Origin of the sequence: Sagittula sp. NFXS13, from assembly GCF_040148795.1 — a bacterium.
GTDB classification, from domain to species: domain Bacteria; phylum Pseudomonadota; class Alphaproteobacteria; order Rhodobacterales; family Rhodobacteraceae; genus Sagittula; species Sagittula marina.
This window is the reverse complement of sequence record NZ_JAGEMH010000003.1, coordinates 512,500-528,275: the sequence shown is the minus strand read 5'-3', so window position 1 is coordinate 528,275 and position 15,776 is coordinate 512,500. Positions and strand designations below refer to the sequence as shown.

At 62.1% G+C, this 15,776-nt stretch carries 17 protein-coding genes; 6 read left to right on the top strand and 11 right to left on the bottom strand.

Going from position 1 to position 15,776, the window contains the following annotated elements; genetic code table 11:
- Nucleotides 1-80: 80 nt before the first annotated feature.
- From J4E08_RS10425 to J4E08_RS10415, 3 genes are all read left to right on the top strand, one after another.
- Nucleotides 81-437: an OB-fold nucleic acid binding domain-containing protein gene (locus tag J4E08_RS10425; RefSeq protein ID WP_349538406.1), complete on the top strand. Its 357-nt coding sequence runs from the start codon at nucleotides 81-83 to the stop codon at nucleotides 435-437.
- A 38-nt stretch (nucleotides 438-475) separates the two neighbouring features.
- The gene (locus J4E08_RS10420; RefSeq protein WP_349538405.1) at nucleotides 476-1,087 is read left to right on the top strand and encodes a peptidoglycan-binding domain-containing protein; all 612 of its coding nucleotides are present in this window, start codon (nucleotides 476-478) and stop codon (nucleotides 1,085-1,087) included.
- Nucleotides 1,088-1,161: 74 nt separating this feature from the next.
- Nucleotides 1,162-1,938: a pyrroline-5-carboxylate reductase family protein gene (locus J4E08_RS10415; protein ID WP_349538404.1), complete on the top strand. Its 777-nt coding sequence runs from the start codon at nucleotides 1,162-1,164 to the stop codon at nucleotides 1,936-1,938.
- A gap of 57 nt (nucleotides 1,939-1,995) precedes the next feature.
- On the opposite strand, the gene J4E08_RS10410 is transcribed toward J4E08_RS10415, so the two are convergent.
- The 9 genes from J4E08_RS10410 to J4E08_RS10370 form a co-directional block, all read right to left on the bottom strand.
- Nucleotides 1,996-3,468: a DegQ family serine endoprotease gene (locus tag J4E08_RS10410; protein ID WP_502949259.1), complete on the bottom strand. Its 1,473-nt coding sequence runs from the start codon at nucleotides 3,466-3,468 to the stop codon at nucleotides 1,996-1,998.
- Nucleotides 3,469-3,712: 244 nt separating this feature from the next.
- Complete coding sequence (locus tag J4E08_RS10405; RefSeq protein ID WP_183963083.1) at nucleotides 3,713-3,904, bottom strand: DUF2065 domain-containing protein; 192 nt, start codon at nucleotides 3,902-3,904, stop codon at nucleotides 3,713-3,715.
- 4 nt (nucleotides 3,905-3,908) lie between these two features.
- The gene (gene hflC, locus J4E08_RS10400; RefSeq protein WP_349538403.1) at nucleotides 3,909-5,021 is read right to left on the bottom strand and encodes a protease modulator HflC; all 1,113 of its coding nucleotides are present in this window, start codon (nucleotides 5,019-5,021) and stop codon (nucleotides 3,909-3,911) included.
- A 14-nt stretch (nucleotides 5,022-5,035) separates the two neighbouring features.
- Entirely contained in the window at nucleotides 5,036-6,187 is a 1,152-nt protein-coding gene (hflK, locus tag J4E08_RS10395) for an FtsH protease activity modulator HflK (protein ID WP_183963085.1), read from the bottom strand.
- A 139-nt stretch (nucleotides 6,188-6,326) separates the two neighbouring features.
- Nucleotides 6,327-7,769, bottom strand: coding sequence for a glutathione-disulfide reductase (gene gorA, locus J4E08_RS10390; protein ID WP_349538402.1), 1,443 nt, complete (start codon nucleotides 7,767-7,769; stop codon nucleotides 6,327-6,329).
- Between the two features lie 80 nt (nucleotides 7,770-7,849).
- Nucleotides 7,850-8,377, bottom strand: a complete 528-nt coding sequence (locus tag J4E08_RS10385) for a hypothetical protein (protein ID WP_349538401.1) — start codon at nucleotides 8,375-8,377, stop codon at nucleotides 7,850-7,852.
- Between the two features lie 12 nt (nucleotides 8,378-8,389).
- On the bottom strand, nucleotides 8,390-9,172 hold the full coding sequence (gene rpiA / locus J4E08_RS10380; RefSeq protein ID WP_349538400.1) for a ribose-5-phosphate isomerase RpiA: 783 nt from the start codon (nucleotides 9,170-9,172) through the stop codon (nucleotides 8,390-8,392).
- Nucleotides 9,173-9,898: 726 nt separating this feature from the next.
- A complete protein-coding gene (locus tag J4E08_RS10375; protein WP_349538399.1) occupies nucleotides 9,899-10,588 on the bottom strand; it encodes an anti-sigma factor in 690 nt (229 codons plus the stop codon).
- The gene (locus tag J4E08_RS10370; protein WP_183964049.1) at nucleotides 10,585-11,136 is read right to left on the bottom strand and encodes a sigma-70 family RNA polymerase sigma factor; all 552 of its coding nucleotides are present in this window, start codon (nucleotides 11,134-11,136) and stop codon (nucleotides 10,585-10,587) included. The genes J4E08_RS10375 and J4E08_RS10370 overlap by 4 nt, the downstream gene beginning before the upstream one ends.
- A gap of 88 nt (nucleotides 11,137-11,224) precedes the next feature.
- Between J4E08_RS10370 and cobS the strand changes: the two genes are divergently transcribed.
- Complete coding sequence (cobS, locus tag J4E08_RS10365; protein WP_183963097.1) at nucleotides 11,225-12,211, top strand: cobaltochelatase subunit CobS; 987 nt, start codon at nucleotides 11,225-11,227, stop codon at nucleotides 12,209-12,211.
- Nucleotides 12,212-12,267: 56 nt separating this feature from the next.
- On the opposite strand, the gene J4E08_RS10360 is transcribed toward cobS, so the two are convergent.
- Complete coding sequence (locus J4E08_RS10360; RefSeq protein WP_349538398.1) at nucleotides 12,268-12,534, bottom strand: hypothetical protein; 267 nt, start codon at nucleotides 12,532-12,534, stop codon at nucleotides 12,268-12,270.
- 322 nt (nucleotides 12,535-12,856) lie between these two features.
- On the opposite strand from J4E08_RS10360, the gene J4E08_RS10355 reads away from it, so the two are divergent.
- Both J4E08_RS10355 and cobT read left to right on the top strand, forming a co-directional pair.
- A complete protein-coding gene (locus tag J4E08_RS10355) occupies nucleotides 12,857-13,285 on the top strand; it encodes a hypothetical protein (RefSeq protein ID WP_349538397.1) in 429 nt (142 codons plus the stop codon).
- A 57-nt stretch (nucleotides 13,286-13,342) separates the two neighbouring features.
- Complete coding sequence (gene cobT / locus J4E08_RS10350) at nucleotides 13,343-15,223, top strand: cobaltochelatase subunit CobT (protein WP_349538396.1); 1,881 nt, start codon at nucleotides 13,343-13,345, stop codon at nucleotides 15,221-15,223.
- Nucleotides 15,224-15,242: 19 nt separating this feature from the next.
- On the opposite strand, the gene J4E08_RS10345 is transcribed toward cobT, so the two are convergent.
- On the bottom strand, nucleotides 15,243-15,680 hold the full coding sequence (locus tag J4E08_RS10345) for a hypothetical protein (RefSeq protein WP_349538395.1): 438 nt from the start codon (nucleotides 15,678-15,680) through the stop codon (nucleotides 15,243-15,245).
- Nucleotides 15,681-15,776: the final 96 nt, after the last annotated feature.

The following is a 15,776-nucleotide window of genomic DNA, read 5'->3' as shown; positions in this document are numbered from 1 at the left end:
CCGGCAGAAGTGAAATGCGACGCCTGAAAACCACGCAGAGGTGATTGGCGGAATCGCTCAAATGTTCTATTTATGTTCTCATGAATTGGCCCCGCCCCCCCTCCGCCATCCCCGCAGAGCTCCTCTCGCGTCCGCCATTGGGGGCCCGCATCACCGTGGCCGGACTGGTGATCCTGCGGCAACGCCCCGGCACCGCCAAGGGCGTGATTTTCCTGACGCTGGAGGATGAGACCGGCGTGGTGAACATCATCGTCTGGCGCGCCATGTACGAACGGTTTCGCCGCGCGGTAATCGCCGGACGGATGCTGCGCGTCACCGGACGCTTGCAGCGGGATCATGGCGTGTCCCATGTCATCGCCGAGGAGATTGAGGACATTTCGCAACTGCTCGACCGGCTGCTGGATCCCACGCTTCCACAAGGCCCGGAAATACGGTAGCGTTTCGCCGGACAACAGGCACGAAAGAGGCCAAAGCAGTGACACCCAAGCCCGATACGCGCCCCGCCGCGCGTCTCGTCTGGACCGGCGCGCGCCGCCGGGCTGCCTTCTGCGCGCTTTTGTTGTCCGCCACCGCTGCCTGCATGGATGGGCCTTCGAATTCCGGGACGGACGATACGGTCTATTCCGACATACAGCCCGTCGCCTTGTCCCCCGTGCCGCTCGCCACGCCTGTCATCGCCCTTTCGGACGGACGGTGCCAAGCGCGCGAGGAAACCCCCGCCGTTTACCAACAGGTCATGGGCGAGGTCAGGGTCATCCAGGCCGAAATCGCCGAGGATGGCACGGTCGTCACGCCCGCCGTCTATCGTCGCGCGCCGGTGCCCAAGGTCGTGAGAGAGCGGTCCCAATTCATATTCGAGGCCGTCTGCGGCCACCAGTTGACGCCGGACTTCATCTCGTCCCTGCAACGTGCCTTGGCGGCCCGCGACTACTTTGCCGGCAATGTCACTGGTCGGATTGACGCGCCAACCTCCGCCGCCATTCACCGCTACCAAAAGGAACGCGGTCTCGACAGTGCGCAGCTGTCGCTGGAAACCGCGCGCTCTCTCGGGCTGATTACGGTGGACCTCCCCGATCCAAAGGGCTGACAGGCCCGGCAGATTTGCGGCTTTCCCGACGTCACTTTCTGCGCCATCGTCAGGCAACCCAAGGAGGACGCCCCATGACACAGACAATCGGATTGATCGGCAGCGGGATGCTTGGCGCGGCCATGGCACGGGGATGGCTGGACAGCGGCACCCTGACGCCCGAGAGCTTGCTGATTGCCACCCGGAGCGGCACCAGCGACGTGCCGGGCGTAGAGGTCGTCACCGATCCGCAGGCCCTCGTGAGCCGCTGCGATGCTCTGCTGCTCTGCGTGCCTCCGGACGCGCTGCCGAACGTGAAGATGCACGCCCCAAACCTGCCGATCCTGTCCGTCGTGGCCGGCGCCACCCAAGACCGGCTGTCCAGCCTCTTCGGCAGCGCCCGCATCATTCGCGCCATGAGCAGCCCGGCCGCCGCCCAGCGCCTTGCCTTTTCGCCGTGGATTGCCAGCGCCGCCAGCACTGCCGCCGACCGCCACCTTGCGCAACATCTGTTCGGCGCCCTCGGTAAAGCGGCCGAAGTCACCGACGAGCACCATATCGACGTGTTTACCGCGCTGACCGGCCCGGTGCCCGGCTTCGTTGCCGCCTGCGCCGCCGCGATGTCCGACCATGCTCGATCAGAGGGCGTGCCAGAGGAAATCGCCAACGCAGCGGTCAGACAGCTTTTCCTCGCCTCCGGCATCGCAATGGCTGACGATCCCCGCGCGCCAGAGGCCATGGTACAGGACATGATCGACTACGCAGGCACCACCGCCGCCGGGCTTACCGTGCTCCGCGATGGTCCGATGCGGGACGCACTGGCAGATGGGCTGCGCGCCGCCACAAAACGGGCGAAAACCATCGCAGAATAACCACGCAACGAAAAAGGGCGCCCTCTCGGACGCCCTTTGTCATTTTGTGTCCAAGCTTTACTCGCTGCCAAGCCCCAGCGCGACAAAGCGCGGGTCGCCACCGCGGCGCACCAGAAGCAGGATGGACTTGCGCCCTTCGTCGCCGGCTTCCGCCACGCGGTCTTCCAGCTCACCCACGGTGCTTATGGCACTCTGACCAGCCTCGGTGATGACATCGCCAGCGCGCAGCCCCTTCTCAAAGGCCTCCGCTGTCTCGTCCACCGACATCACGGCCAGACCGTCGATGCCAGCCGGCACCTGCAGCTCTTCGCGCAGCTCGTCCGTCAACGGCGCCAGCGTCAGACCGATCGCCTCCATTTCCTGCGGCTCATCTGCCGGCATGTCGGCGGAGGCGGGAATGGCATTGTCGCTTTCTTCGCGGCGGCCCAGCGTGATCTTCAGCGTCTGGGTTTCGCCTTCACGGTTCACGACCACGCGCACCGTCTTGCCCACCGGCGTATTCGCCACGGTCCGGACAAGCTGGCGGGTGTCTTCCACCTCGACGCCGTCAAAGGACATGATCACATCGCCTGCTTTCATGCCGCCTTCCATGGCGGGACCTTCCGGCACGTCGGACACAAGCGCGCCCTTGGCGTCGGCTAGTGCCAGCGCTTCGGCCACATCCTCGGTCACGTCCTGGATCCGCACGCCCAGCCAGCCGCGGCGGGTTTCGCCGAACTCCTTGAGCTGATCCACCACGCGGGTCACCACGTTCGACGCCATGGAGAAGCCGATGCCGATGGAGCCACCATTGGGCGACAGGATCGCCGTGTTCACACCGATGACTTCGCCGTCCATGTTGAACAGCGGTCCGCCGGAGTTGCCACGGTTGATGGCCGCGTCCGTCTGGATGTAGTCATCATAGGTGCCCGACAGCGCCCGGTTGCGCGCCGATACGATCCCGGCAGACACGGAGAAGCCCTGACCAAGCGGGTTGCCCATGGCCATGACCCAGTCCCCGACACGAGAGGTGTTGGAATCGCCGAAGTTGACGTATTTCAACGCGTTGTCGGCCTCGACCTTCAGCAGCGCGATGTCCGTATTCGGATCGGTGCCGACCAGCTCCGCAGGCAATTCGAAGCCTTCGAAAAACTCGATCTGAATTTCATCCGCGCCTTCGATGACGTGGTTGTTGGTGACGATGTAGCCGTCTTCGGAAATGACGAAGCCGGAGCCCAGTGCTGACGAGCGACGCGGGCTTTGACCGTTCGGGCCCTGCCGTTCTTGGAAGTCACGAAAGAAATCCTCGAACGGCGACCCTTCGGGCACGATACCCTGCGGACCGGTGCGGCCTGCAACCGTAGTCGTGGTCGTGATGTTCACAACGGCGGGGCTGATACGCTGCGCCAGATCGGCGAAGCTTTCCGGCGCGCCACGGGCGTGGGCCATCAGCGATTGCGAAAGGATCAGGACCATCGAGAGCGTCGTCAGCCAAAACAGCCGAAGCGGCGTCGCATCCTCCCGAGTCTGCGCGATAACTTGCGGTTTCAAAGAGATCTCCTTGTCTCTGGTCAGGCCAGTTGCCCCCACCCTCAGGCGACGGCTGCCCTGCGTTCTGTCTTCAGTGTGTCTTACATAAGCGCAAAGGCGCAACACCAAAGCTATATGTCGGCTATCTCACGCCCAAGTGACGGCCAGTGAGTGAACCGCGCGCGGGCGATCCAGCAAAGCTGCCACCGGGCACCCGGCATGACGCAATATAGCATGACGCGGCAAATCCCGCCGGACGCAGGTCTCAGCCGCGCGCCAGCCACAAGACCAGAATGCCGGTCACAGCCGACAAGAGGCCCACAGTGCGCCGCGCCTCCAACGGCATCTCGCGCAGCGCCTCAAGCAGTCGCTCCACAAGCGAAGGGGCCAGTGCGTACACCAGCCCCTCGATCACAAGAACCATGCCGATTCCCGTTGCGATGTCACTGAAACCCATTGGATCAGTTGCTTTCCTCGGATGTCTCCGGCTCGGCCGGTGCATCGGTTTGAGTTGAACCGGTGTCCTCGACAGGCTCGCCCACCGGGGATGTGTCGGTGGCCGGGCCATCGACCGCATCGCTGGTGTCTTGCTCTTCGGCTTCCATGTCCCGCGAAACATCTTCAGCCGTCGGAGCCACCGGATCAGCCGCCGGTTGGACGTTCTGCAACGTTTCAGGCGTTTCGATCGGCGATGTCGGGGTGATCTCACCCTCATTCTTGAAGTAGTCAAAGAACTGGCTGTTCGGCGTCATCACCATGGTGGAATTGCCCCCCTGGATCGCAGTCTCATAGGCCTGCAAGGACCGGTAGAACGCAAAGAAGTCAGGGTCCGCACCATAGCTGTCCGCAAAGATCGCGTTCCGCTCGGCGTCCGCTTCACCACGGGTCACGTTGGCTTCACGGTCGGCTTCCGACAGGGTTTCCACCACGGTACGATCCGCAAGCGCGCGCACGCGCTGTGCCGCCTCATTACCACGGGCGATCTCGTCGGCCGCTTCCCGTTCACGCTCCGCCCGCATCCGGGCAAAGGTCGCTTCAAGGTTTTGCGTCGGCAGGTTGGTCTGCTTCAGCCGCACGTCCACCACGTCCAGACCCAGCGAGCGTGCCTCGCCCCGCGCCTGATCCCGGATACGGATCATCAGATTGCCGCGGTCCTCGGAAAGGATGGTGTCGGACGTGACCTGATCGGCACCCAGAACTTCGCGGATCTGCGCGTTCAGAATACCTTGCAGACGATCTTCGGCCACGCGCACGCCGCCAACACCGACAGCCTGACGAAACTGTACCACGTCCTGAATACGATACCGCGCAAAGGCGTCGACCACGAGACGGCGGTCATCCGAAGGAGTGACCTCGATGGTTTCGGTGTCCAGCGACAGGATGCGGTCGTCATAGGTCACGACCTCGTCCAGCAGGGGCATCTTGAAGCCCAGACCGGGCTCTTCCTTGACGCTTTGAATTTGGCCAAAGCGCATCACCAGCGCTTTTTCACGCTCATCGACCACAAAGATCGACGACAGCAGCACCACCAAGATCACGACGATGGCGGGCAGGATATAAGTTGTCTTGTTCATCTCTAAGCCCTCCCTCAGTTCGACTGGCCGGATTGACCGGACGAACGGCTAAGCTCGTTGAGCGGCAGATACGGCACGACGCCGCCTTCGCCACCGGTCAGCGCTTCGTCGAGGATCATCTTGTCCACGTCGCCCAGCACTTTTTCCATGGTTTCAAGGTACAGGCGGCGGCGTGTGACCTCCGGCGCCTGCGCGTATTCCTGCTGAACAGAGGTAAAGCGCGCGGCCTCACCCAAAGCACCGTTCACGACCTGCGCGCGGTAGCCTTCAGCTTCTTCGCGGGTCTGCGCAGCCTGACCACGGGCCTCTGCGACCACACGGTTGGCATAAGCGTCCGCTTCGCGTTCCAGACGGTCACGCTGCTGCTCGGCAGCCTGCACTTCGCGGAACGCATCAATCACCTCGGAGGGCGGCTCAGCGCCACGCAGGTTGACACGGACGATGCGGATGCCGCTTTCGTATTCATCGAGCGTCGTTTGGATATTCTCGCGCGCGGTATCGGCAATCAGCCCACGGTCACGGTTGAGGATCGGCGCAAGGTTGGACGCCGCGATGATCTCGCGCATCACGGATTCGGACACCGCCTGAACCGTCAGCTTCGGATCTGCGATATTGAACAACATCAATGCCGGATCAGCGACGTTCCAGACCACCTGGAAATCAATGTCGACGATGTTCGCATCGGTGGTCAGCATAAGACCGTCGGAGCGTCCGCCGCCAATGGTTTCCGTCCGCTCGGAGGTCACATTGACCTTGTCATAGGTGACAAAGGGCCAGGGGGCAAAGTTCAGACCCGGCTCGCCGGTGCTGGAATAGTCACCAAGGAACAATTCAACCGACTGTTCTTCGGGCTTCACGGTGTAAAAGCTCGAAAACGCCCAGATGCCCACCAATACCAGAGCACCCAGACCGATCATCCCCTTGGAGATGTGCGGACCGCCGCCACCGCCGCCGGAGGGACCATTTGAACGCCCCTTCCCGCCGCCGCGACCGCCCATAAGAACGCGCAGTTGCTCCTGGCCTTTCTTCATCAGCTCGTCGATCTCGGGGATCTGGTTGTCCTCGGGACGACGTCCGCCGCCACCACCACCCGAAGGTGGGCGCTGGTCATTGCCGCCACCCTGGTTGCCACCACCCCCCCAGGGGCCGCCGCTGTTTCCTGCCATGAAGCTCTACCCTTCTTTGAATTCAATATATTCACGTATCATAATCATACCTGTGCACGCCGGCGTGGAATTCAACCTCCATCACCTGCGGCATTCACGGCACCAGCCCGACAGATTGCCGGGTTGGCGCAAGACCGTATCACACAGTGCGCGTCGGGTTGCGCATCGTGACGATCTCCTCCGACATGGTCGGATGCACGGCGACGGTGCGGTCAAAGTCCTCTTTGGTCGCCCCCATCTTTACGGCAATTCCGGCCAGCTGGATCATTTCCCCCGCGCCCGGCGCCACGATATGGCAGCCCAGAACCGTGCGGTTCGCCTTTGAGACGATAAGTTTCATCAAAACACGTCCTGACCCATCTGCAAAGGCCGTCTGCATCGGACGGAACGAGGTGCAGTAGACCTCCACCTCCTCCTGTTCGGCTGCGGCTTCTTCGGTCAGGCCCACGGTGCCCATCTCCGGCTGCGTGAACACCGCGCTTGGGATCAGCTCGTGATCCACCGGCGTCGGGTTGCCATGAAACACCGTGTTCACAAAGGCCATGCCCTCGCGAATCGCCACCGGTGTCAGGTTCACACGGTCGGTCACGTCGCCAATGGCATAGACGGAGGGCACGCCGGTCTGGCTGTATTCGTCCACCTGGATCGCGCCATTGCGCCCCAGCTCAAGCCCCAGACCCTCGATTCCCAGATCATCGGTGTTCGGCTTGCGCCCGGTGGCAAAGAACACGGCGTCGAAATCGCGGATCGTGCCGTTGGTCGCCTTGACGCGCAGCGGGCCGTTGCCAGCTTCTTCAACTTCGGCAAGACCGTATTGCACATCATCTACCGGCGCCTCGCCCATGTTCTCGGCTTCCGGCGTCCCGATCTTGTGCATCTCGACGATGGTTGTCCCGGTATGAAGGTCGATGCCGCGGTCCGACATGGCCTCCGCGATCAGGCCGCGCGCTTCGTCGTCAAAGCCACGCAGGATTTGCGCGCCCCGATAAAACTGCGTCACTTCGACACCCAGGCCATGCAGGATGCAGGCAAATTCACAGGCGATGTAGCCGCCGCCCACGATCAAGACCCGCTTCGGCAGCGTTTCGAGATGGAAAATATCGTCCGACACCATGCCCAGATGTGCGTTCGGCATGTCCGGGCGCATCGGGCGCCCGCCGGTGGCCACAAGAATGTGCTTGGCTGTCTTTTCCTCGCCGGTGGACAGCGTGACGGTATGGGCATCCTTGATCGTCGCGCGCGCGTCAAACGTCTCTACGCCGGAGCCTGCCAGCAACTTGCGATACACCCCTTCGAGACGATCAAGCTCGGCGTTCAACTTCTGGCGAAAGGTCGTCCAATCGAACTGGCCGTCCTGGATGTCCCAGCCGTAGGCACGTGCAGCGGCGGGCATGTCCCGGTATTCGCTGGCAAAAACCATCAGCTTCTTGGGCACGCAGCCGCGGATGACGCAGGTACCGCCATAGCGGTCTTCCTCTGCCAGCGCCACTTTTGCGCCCGCCTCGCCGGCGGCCACACGCGCCGCCCGCACGCCGCCGGAGCCGCCGCCGATGACAAAGAGATCGTAGTCGAATTCGCTCATGATCCGCTCCGTAAGTCTGGGAGTATTAACTTGGCGGGAGGTATTTCATGCGGCGGCGCAGAAGGCCAGAGCCGCCGCTCTCACCTCCCGGCGGTGCGCGCCATTTGCTCTTGCGCGGGCAGCTTGGCATCCGGCCAGTAGTGCTTGATGACGCCCAGCGCGTCCTGGGCCCGAACGTGATCGAGGCGCGCAAACGGCAAAACGTCGACCCGCTGCGCGCTGCCATGCCCATGGGTGACGTAGCTGCGCACGAGATGGCTGCCGACGCGGTTCAGCTCGACACTGGTGACCGCCCCCCACGGGATGCGCGCGCCCTGCCCCTTGCCCGGCCGATCCGGCAAATGCAGGCCATCCGCATCAATGCGCAGAACCTCCGTCACGCTCGGGCGGATCAGGCCCCGCACATGGGCAATCAGCAAACCGGCGATCATCATCACGACCAGCAGATTGAAACCGATCCAGAACCAGGACAAATCCGGCTGCTGCAGATCCTGAAAAAGACGCCATAAAAACCAGCTCAGCAACACAACGGCGATGGCCTCATGCACGCGCGACAACGCCCCGCGCCCCGTGGACAGCGTCGCCTCGAAGCTGGGTGCCTCCGCCATGCCTGCTCCGCTTCAGATGTCGCTGAAAAGGTTGTCGTCTTCGACAAAGGCCAGCTGGCTTTCGCTGACTGTACCCTCATTGATGTCGCGCACTTCGACGCGCCCGTCACTGTGCCCCACCACAAGCTTGTCGCAAATATCTATGAACAGCCCATTCTCCACAACGCCGGGGATCTGGTTGAGCACCATCGACAGCTGGCGCGGATTGCCGATGCGCGACAAATGCAGGTCGAGGATATGGTTCGCCTCATCCGTGATGTAGGGCCGCGCACCGTTCATGCGCAGCGTGGTCTGCCGCCCCATCACGTCCATCGACACCAGAACCTCTTCGATCAGCGCCTGCGTGGTTTGCCAGCCAAACGGGATAATCTCCAGCGGCAGAGGGAAAGCACCCAGCGCCTGCACTTCCTTGGCGGCGTCGGCGATGACGATCATCTGGTCGCTGGCCGTGGCCACGATCTTTTCCTGCAACAGCGCGCCGCCGCCCCCTTTGATCAGGTTCAGATCCTCATCAAATTCATCCGCGCCGTCGATGGTCATGTCGAGCCACTTTGCCTCGTCGAGGCTGATGACCTCCAGCCCCACATCCCGTGCAAGCTCCGCCGTGCGGGTCGAGGTCGGCACACCCTTGAAACGCAGACCGTCCTCGCGGACCTTTTCCCCGAGACACCGCACCAGCCATGCCGCGGTCGACCCCGTCCCAAGGCCGACACGCATTCCGGATTCCACGAATTCCGCCGCTTGTTTGGCCGCTACAAACTTGGCCTTGTCGATGGGCGAGAGTTCTCCGGACATGTCTTTCCCCCTGTTCAGCTGACGGCACACTTATATCAGGGACATGGCGCGGTGCGAGGTGCAATTGCCTAAAGCCCGCGACACTTGGGCAAAGCATCCAATCCCGCGCGTTTCATGCACGAAATGTCCCGTTCAAGGCTAAAAGAGCCCACCACCGAAGCCACCATTCAGGTTTTGGTCCAAGCCGGTGGCTAACTGTACCAGAAACACCCAAAATCATCCATCAAACGCAGTCTGGTTTTATGCGATGGAGGCGTCATTTTGCGCCGGATTTCCGGAACTTTTCGCACGCTCGCAGAAAATTCGTCACTCTTTCGACAGTCCCGTGCTCAAGGCGTGAAACGCGACCGGAAACCAGCTTTCGTGCAGAACTTTACCTGAATCATACATGAAACGGCGCATTCGCTGAATTGTCAGCTGACAATTTATGCCGGATCACCCTCTCACCGCCGTTTTATTGCCAAGTTTAACGGCGACACTTCACTTGCAACCACAGCGAGAAGAAAGAAACCCATGCCTGATCGCCAGACCTCCTGCCGGCTCACCGGTCCGGACGCCGTGCGTCCGGTTCCCCTTCGTGCCGACCTCTTCTCACGTCTCTTGCGCTACAGTCAGCCGGTCCATCCCATGATGCCCGCGGCGACCACGGTCATTGGATACCCTTTCGACGTTCTGGTCCTCGATGGGCTGGTGAGGCGCAACGCCCCACCGCGGAAGAGCTGACCATCACAGTGGAATAGGCACGCCGGCAGCCTGGATCGTCCCGGTCGGTGCGCCCGTCGGGGACCCGCCAACAGGCTCGTCCGTCACGGCCAGGGTCGCCCCCGGAACGCGCGCCGCCATGGCGTCCGACAAGCGCGTGGCAAAGGTCCCGTCCTCGGTCGCCAGACCCAGCGAAATGGGCTCAGCCCCGGCAGGGATCAGCCAGACCTCCAGCGACCGTCCCTCGGGCACGGCCCCTTCGGTCAAGTCCAAAGACACCGTGTGGGACGGTGGGTCGATCAGCACCGCAAAGGCCAATTGTCCTTCCGCCGGTGCAAGATCAGCCCGGATACGCCCATCGCCCGGCGCCTCGATCAAGATGCCCGACATGAAGACAGCCCAAGCGATCAGCGCGCCGCCAACGGCCCCCATCAGGTAGGGCACCAGCGACCGCCATATGGGCGGCTCAGGCGCACCATGGACCGCCAACTCGATTCGCTTCAGCACGCGCGCCGGCGGTGTCTTGGATGGCATGCCATCGGTCAGCGTGACAAAGTACTCCGTCCACGCGTCAACATCCTGAGCAAGGTCGCGATCCTGCGCCATGCGTGCCTCGAAGGTCAGACGCTCGTCGCCGGAAAGCAAACCCAGCGCATATTCAGCCGCTTGGGTTTCGATCTCGCCGGGTTCATCTGTGAGGGGTTCATCGGTCATCCGCCCAGACACTCCCTCAGTTGCATAAGGCTTCGCCGTAGCCAGGTGCGTACGGTGTTCAGCTTAATCCCGGTTTCTTCTGCGATCTCCTGGTAGGTCAGCCCTTGCAGGTACACACGCTGCACCATCTCGGACCGATCCAGAGGCAGTTCTGACAGGCACGCCTGCAACGCCTTCGCCTCGGACCGCATTTCCGCCTGCTGGGCTGGTCCCGGCGCGTCGTCGTACAAACGCTCGGCAATATCCACCGGCGCCATGGCAGATCCCTCACGACGCGCCTTGCGCAGGCGGTCGATGGAGGCGTTCCGTGTGATCGTGATCAGCCAGGTCATGGGAGAATATCCATTGCTTCGGTATGCGCCCGCCCGATCCCAGAGTTTTACATAAACTTCCTGCAGGACCTCTTCGGCCAGCGCTTCGTCTTTCAAGATACGAACGCTCACGCCAAAGAGTTTCGCCGACGTGCGAGAATAGAGGTCGCGAAAGGCCTTTCTGTCAGCCATGGCGACCCGCGCGATCAGCGCTTCGATCTCTTCCTGCGGTGTCATATTGTCTGAACCACCCATCCCCCTTGCCCCTTCTCGCGATATGTTGCACCAACGCGTGCAAGACAATGGATCAGAGGACACGGGCACCATGGCGGACGGCACGATCGATATCAACGCGAAACCGACCGAGGAAATCTCGGTGCGCGAAGTCTTTGGCATCGACTCCGATATGGTCGTGCATGGCTTTCCGGATCGCACCGACCGCGTGCCGGACATTGATTCCACTTACAAGTTTGACCCAGACACCACGCTGGCCATCCTTGCGGGGTTCAATCGCAACCGCCGTGTGATGATCCAGGGCTACCACGGCACCGGCAAGTCGACGCACATCGAACAGGTGGCCTCGCGGTTGAACTGGCCGGCTGTGCGCGTGAACCTCGACAGCCACATTTCCCGGATCGACCTTATCGGCAAGGATGCCATCAAACTGGTCGACGGCAAGCAGGTGACGCAATTCCAGGAAGGCATTCTGCCTTGGGCGCTGCGCAACCCGACAGCGATTGTGTTCGACGAATACGATGCCGGTCGCGCAGACGTGATGTTCGTTATCCAGCGGGTTCTGGAAACAGACGGCAAGCTGACGCTGCTCGATCAAAACCAGGTCATCACCCCGCACAAGTACTTCCGTATTTTCGCCACAGCCAACACCGTCGGCCTCGGCGACACCACCGGCCTCTACCACGGTACGCAGCAGATCAACCAAGGTCAGATGGACCGCTGGTCGCTGGTGGCGACGCTGAACTACCTCAGCATCGACGCCGAAACCGCGATCATCCTGTCCAAGGCCCCGCACTATAACAATGAAAAGGGTCGCAAGACCGTGCGGCAGATGGTGACCGTCGCGGACTTTACCCGCCGCGCCTTCATGAATGGTGAATTGTCCACCGTGATGTCGCCACGGACCGTGATCGCCTGGGCCACCAACGCGGAAATTTTCCGCAACATGGGCTACGCCTTCCGCGTTTCGTTCCTGAACAAATGTGACGAGCTGGAGCGCCAGACCGTGGCGGAGTTTTACCAGCGTTGCTTTGACGAAGAGCTGCCGGAAAGCGCTGCGTCGATCAGCCTGGGTTAACTCCGGTAGACAGCACCCGATACAACGCGCGTCCAACAGGGCGCGCGTTTCGCATTTCAGCGGGTGTCATCGCCACGGTCGTAGGCGCTGCGCATCCCGAGCTCGGCTTGCTGCATGAGGACGCGCGCCTCCGCTTCGATCCGCTCCAGCCGCGCTTCCATCCCGTCTAAAAAGCCGCCCATATTTTGCACGTCTGTGCCCACACCGGACAGCTTTCTCAGCATCGCCTTGACGCGGTCGACGCTTGGTCCACCGATCTTCAGCATCCTCTTGCTGACCTTCGGCTCGGGAGCCTGACGCATACTTCCCGGATGTATCGACATGTCCAAGATCCTCTCGTTACATCCGGTAAGTATGACGCAAAGGTTAATGCTTCGCTTTTACATAAACTTTTAGTTTATTTTGAAAGGATGAATGCCTGGCCGGTCTCGGTAACAGTTTTCTCCGAAAATGGCCGTGGTTCCGAGGCTCTATGTGGCAGGGCGAACGATCCCGCCAGAGGCGAAGGTTTACCGCCCTAGCGACCGGAACGCCGCCAAGAAAGCGGGCTGGCATGATGCTGCGGCATGGGACAGCGCTGTTTGGTGTGGCGGCTGTGCGATGTGGCAACCTATCGTTCACAGGTCTCTGCTAACCTTTGAAGCCATGACATATCCGCGCCCCTTCCCCCGGCTCGCGCCGTTGTTCCTGGCCTTGATGCCCGGTATGGCCAGTGCGGCGACCGGTCCGCCGCCGCCTGAGGGCGCGCTCAATCTGGCGGCGTGTCATGGATTTTACACTGCCGTCGTCGAACACAGCCGCCTCGTCGCAACGGAAAACGACGCCGCACGCCTGCGACGTGACATGCTCGCCGCAATGATGAACGCCCTTCTGGCAGAACAGGTGGAGAACCGAAGCTACAAGGTGGCGTTGATGCAGTCGCGTGTCCGCGCCCGCAGCCAGATGCGCAATTTGTTTCGCAACGCGGACTTCGACAGTGACCCGCGCCGCAATCGCATTGCCAAGGGACAGATCCGACGCAACCTTCGGGCTTGTGACAGCCTCATGATTGGCAGTCGAACCGCACACTCCTGAACATCGCTGCCACGCGCCCCCTTGCCAAGACCGTCCGCAGGGTTCAAATCTGCAACCATGAGCAAGCCCAGCGACAACCCCGCCGATCCGTTCAAGAAGGCCCTTGCCGAGGCCACCAAGGTCATGGCCGACGATCCCGATCTGTCGGTCAGCTATACGGTGGACCCTGCCGGCGTGTCGGGCGATGCCATGCGTCTGCCGCAGGTATCGCGCCGCATGACCCGAGACGAGGTGCTGCTGGCCCGCGGCACGGCGGACGCCCTCGCGTTGCACCGGCGCTATCACGATGCGCCCACCCATGCGCGCTACCTGCCGCAAGGCGATATGGCCCGCGAGCTGTACGACGCCATGGAAACCGCGCGCTGCGAAGCCATGGGCGCACGCGACATGCCCGGGACTGCCGGCAATGTGGACGCCAAGATCGGCCATGAGGCCGCGCGCCGCGGCTACGGTCAAATTCGCGACCGGGCGGAGGCGCCCCTTCCCGTTGCCGCCGGCTATCTGATCCGCCATCTGGCCACGGGCCGCGACCTGCCGCCCGATGCGGCCAACGTCATGGAGCTTTGGCGCGGTTTCGTCGAGGAACAGGCTGCCGGCACATTGTCAGACGTGGAGACCGTGCTGTCCGACCAGTCGGCCTTTGCCAAGTTCGCGCGCAAGATGATCACCGACCTGGGCTATGGCGATCAGCTTGGTGATGATCCTGACAATATGGATGACGACGCCGACGACGACGGCGAGCAGGATGGGCAGGACGAAGAGGAACAGCCCGATTCCAACGGCAATGATGAGGACGAGGGTGAAGAATCCGAAGCCTCGCCGGAGCAAAGCCAGGAGGAAACGCAAGATCCCTCTCAGGCGCAGGTCAGCATGGACGACATGGCCGACCAGGAGCTGGGAGACGAGGCGGAATTGCCCGAGGGCGACGCCCCGATGGATCCGCCCTCGCCGCAGCCAATTTCCGACGCCGATCCGGATTACCGCGTCTACTCGACGGAAAACGACGAGGAAATCGCCGCCGAAGACCTTGCCGAGCCGATCGAGCTGGAGCGGCTGCGGGCCTACCTCGATCAACAGCTGGAGCCCCTCAAGGGTGCGGTGAGCCGTTTGGCCAACAAGCTGCAACGCCGCCTGCAGGCGCAGCAGAACCGGTCTTGGGAGTTCGACAAGGAAGAGGGCGTTCTTGACGCCGGTCGGCTGGCGCGCGTGGTGGCGAACCCGACGACGCCGCTGTCGTTCAAGGTCGAAAAGGATATGGAATTCCGCGACACCGTCGTGACCTTGTTGCTGGACAACTCCGGCTCCATGCGCGGGCGCCCGATCTCCATCGCGGCGATTTGTGCGGATGTTCTGGCCCGCACGCTGGAGCGCTGCAACGTGAAGGTCGAGATCCTCGGCTTTACCACACGCGCCTGGAAGGGCGGGCTGGCGCGCGAGGAATGGCTGAACGCCGGACGCGAGCAGCAACCCGGCCGTCTGAACGATCTGCGCCACATCATCTACAAGCAAGCTGATGCGCCTTGGCGGCGCACCCGCGACAACCTTGGCCTGATGATGAAGGAAGGCCTGCTGAAGGAGAACATCGACGGCGAGGCGCTGGAATGGGCGCACCGGCGCATGGTGGGACGCCCCGAGGCGCGCAAGATCCTGATGGTGATTTCGGACGGTGCGCCGGTCGATGATTCCACGCTGTCCGTGAACCCGGCGAACTATCTGGAAAAACACCTGCGCGATGTCATCGCCATGGTGGAAAAGCGGCGTCAGGTCGAACTGCTTGCCATTGGCATCGGACACGACGTGACACGCTATTATGACCGCGCGGTCACGATCACCGATGTGGAACAATTGGCGGGGGCCATGACGGAACAGTTGGCCTCTCTGTTCGACAGTGATCCACGCGCCCGCGCGCGGTTCATGGGCGTGAACCGCGTCGCGTGATCGGAGTGGCGGTGGGCCTTCAGGCCGCCGCCTGCCCCATCAAGGCACGACCATAGGGCGAAGTGCCGGAGACCGCGTGTTGACAGGCATTGATCTGCCAGACGCCGTCTTTGTGTATGTAGGTTCCCATCACGGGATACGCTGCGCGGTGCAGCACATTGCCGTGGCAGATCATACGCGTCTCATGTGTGGCCTTGATGCTGCCATCGGGCTGCATTTCGGCAGAAACGCAGCTGCGGACCAGATCCTTCAGACCAATCTGCGCGTAGTGATCGCGGATCGCGGCAAACATGGCGGCCAGCTCCGCTGATGTGATGACACTGTGGTGACCATCGAAGGTTTCAAACCGCGCGGGCAACAGGAAGTGTCGGGCGTAGGTCTCGAAGTCGCCCTGCAACAGCGCCTGCCCGGTTGTTTCGAGGACCGCATCCACGATTTTCTTTGCATCCGCTGTCATCGACGGTCTCCTGCCTGGCCACGCCCATCGGCGCTGCACGTTATCTATGACCTTTACGCGGCAGCGGACAGGGGAAGTCAAAACATCTTTACCGAG

What these genes read in the sequence shown, in the direction of transcription:
- J4E08_RS10375 (WP_349538399.1), bottom strand. Translation starts at nt 10,588, where the DNA reads ATGACCGATGAACCCCTCACAGATGAACCCGGCGAGATCGAAACCCAA.
- hflK (WP_183963085.1), bottom strand. Translation starts at nt 6,187, where the DNA reads ATGGCAGGAAACAGCGGCGGCCCCTGGGGGGGTGGTGGCAACCAGGGT.
- J4E08_RS10355 (WP_349538397.1), top strand. Translation starts at nt 12,857, where the DNA reads ATGACATATCCGCGCCCCTTCCCCCGGCTCGCGCCGTTGTTCCTGGCC.
- J4E08_RS10385 (WP_349538401.1), bottom strand. Translation starts at nt 8,377, where the DNA reads ATGGCGGAGGCACCCAGCTTCGAGGCGACGCTGTCCACGGGGCGCGGG.
- J4E08_RS10370 (WP_183964049.1), bottom strand. Translation starts at nt 11,136, where the DNA reads ATGACACCGCAGGAAGAGATCGAAGCGCTGATCGCGCGGGTCGCCATG.
- gorA (WP_349538402.1), bottom strand. Translation starts at nt 7,769, where the DNA reads ATGAGCGAATTCGACTACGATCTCTTTGTCATCGGCGGCGGCTCCGGC.
- cobT (WP_349538396.1), top strand. Translation starts at nt 13,343, where the DNA reads ATGAGCAAGCCCAGCGACAACCCCGCCGATCCGTTCAAGAAGGCCCTT.
- rpiA (WP_349538400.1), bottom strand. Translation starts at nt 9,172, where the DNA reads ATGTCCGGAGAACTCTCGCCCATCGACAAGGCCAAGTTTGTAGCGGCC.
- J4E08_RS10345 (WP_349538395.1), bottom strand. Translation starts at nt 15,680, where the DNA reads ATGACAGCGGATGCAAAGAAAATCGTGGATGCGGTCCTCGAAACAACC.
- J4E08_RS10415 (WP_349538404.1), top strand. Translation starts at nt 1,162, where the DNA reads ATGACACAGACAATCGGATTGATCGGCAGCGGGATGCTTGGCGCGGCC.
- hflC (WP_349538403.1), bottom strand. Translation starts at nt 5,021, where the DNA reads ATGAACAAGACAACTTATATCCTGCCCGCCATCGTCGTGATCTTGGTG.
- J4E08_RS10360 (WP_349538398.1), bottom strand. Translation starts at nt 12,534, where the DNA reads ATGTCGATACATCCGGGAAGTATGCGTCAGGCTCCCGAGCCGAAGGTC.
- cobS (WP_183963097.1), top strand. Translation starts at nt 11,225, where the DNA reads ATGGCGGACGGCACGATCGATATCAACGCGAAACCGACCGAGGAAATC.
- J4E08_RS10425 (WP_349538406.1), top strand. Translation starts at nt 81, where the DNA reads ATGAATTGGCCCCGCCCCCCCTCCGCCATCCCCGCAGAGCTCCTCTCG.
- J4E08_RS10405 (WP_183963083.1), bottom strand. Translation starts at nt 3,904, where the DNA reads ATGGGTTTCAGTGACATCGCAACGGGAATCGGCATGGTTCTTGTGATC.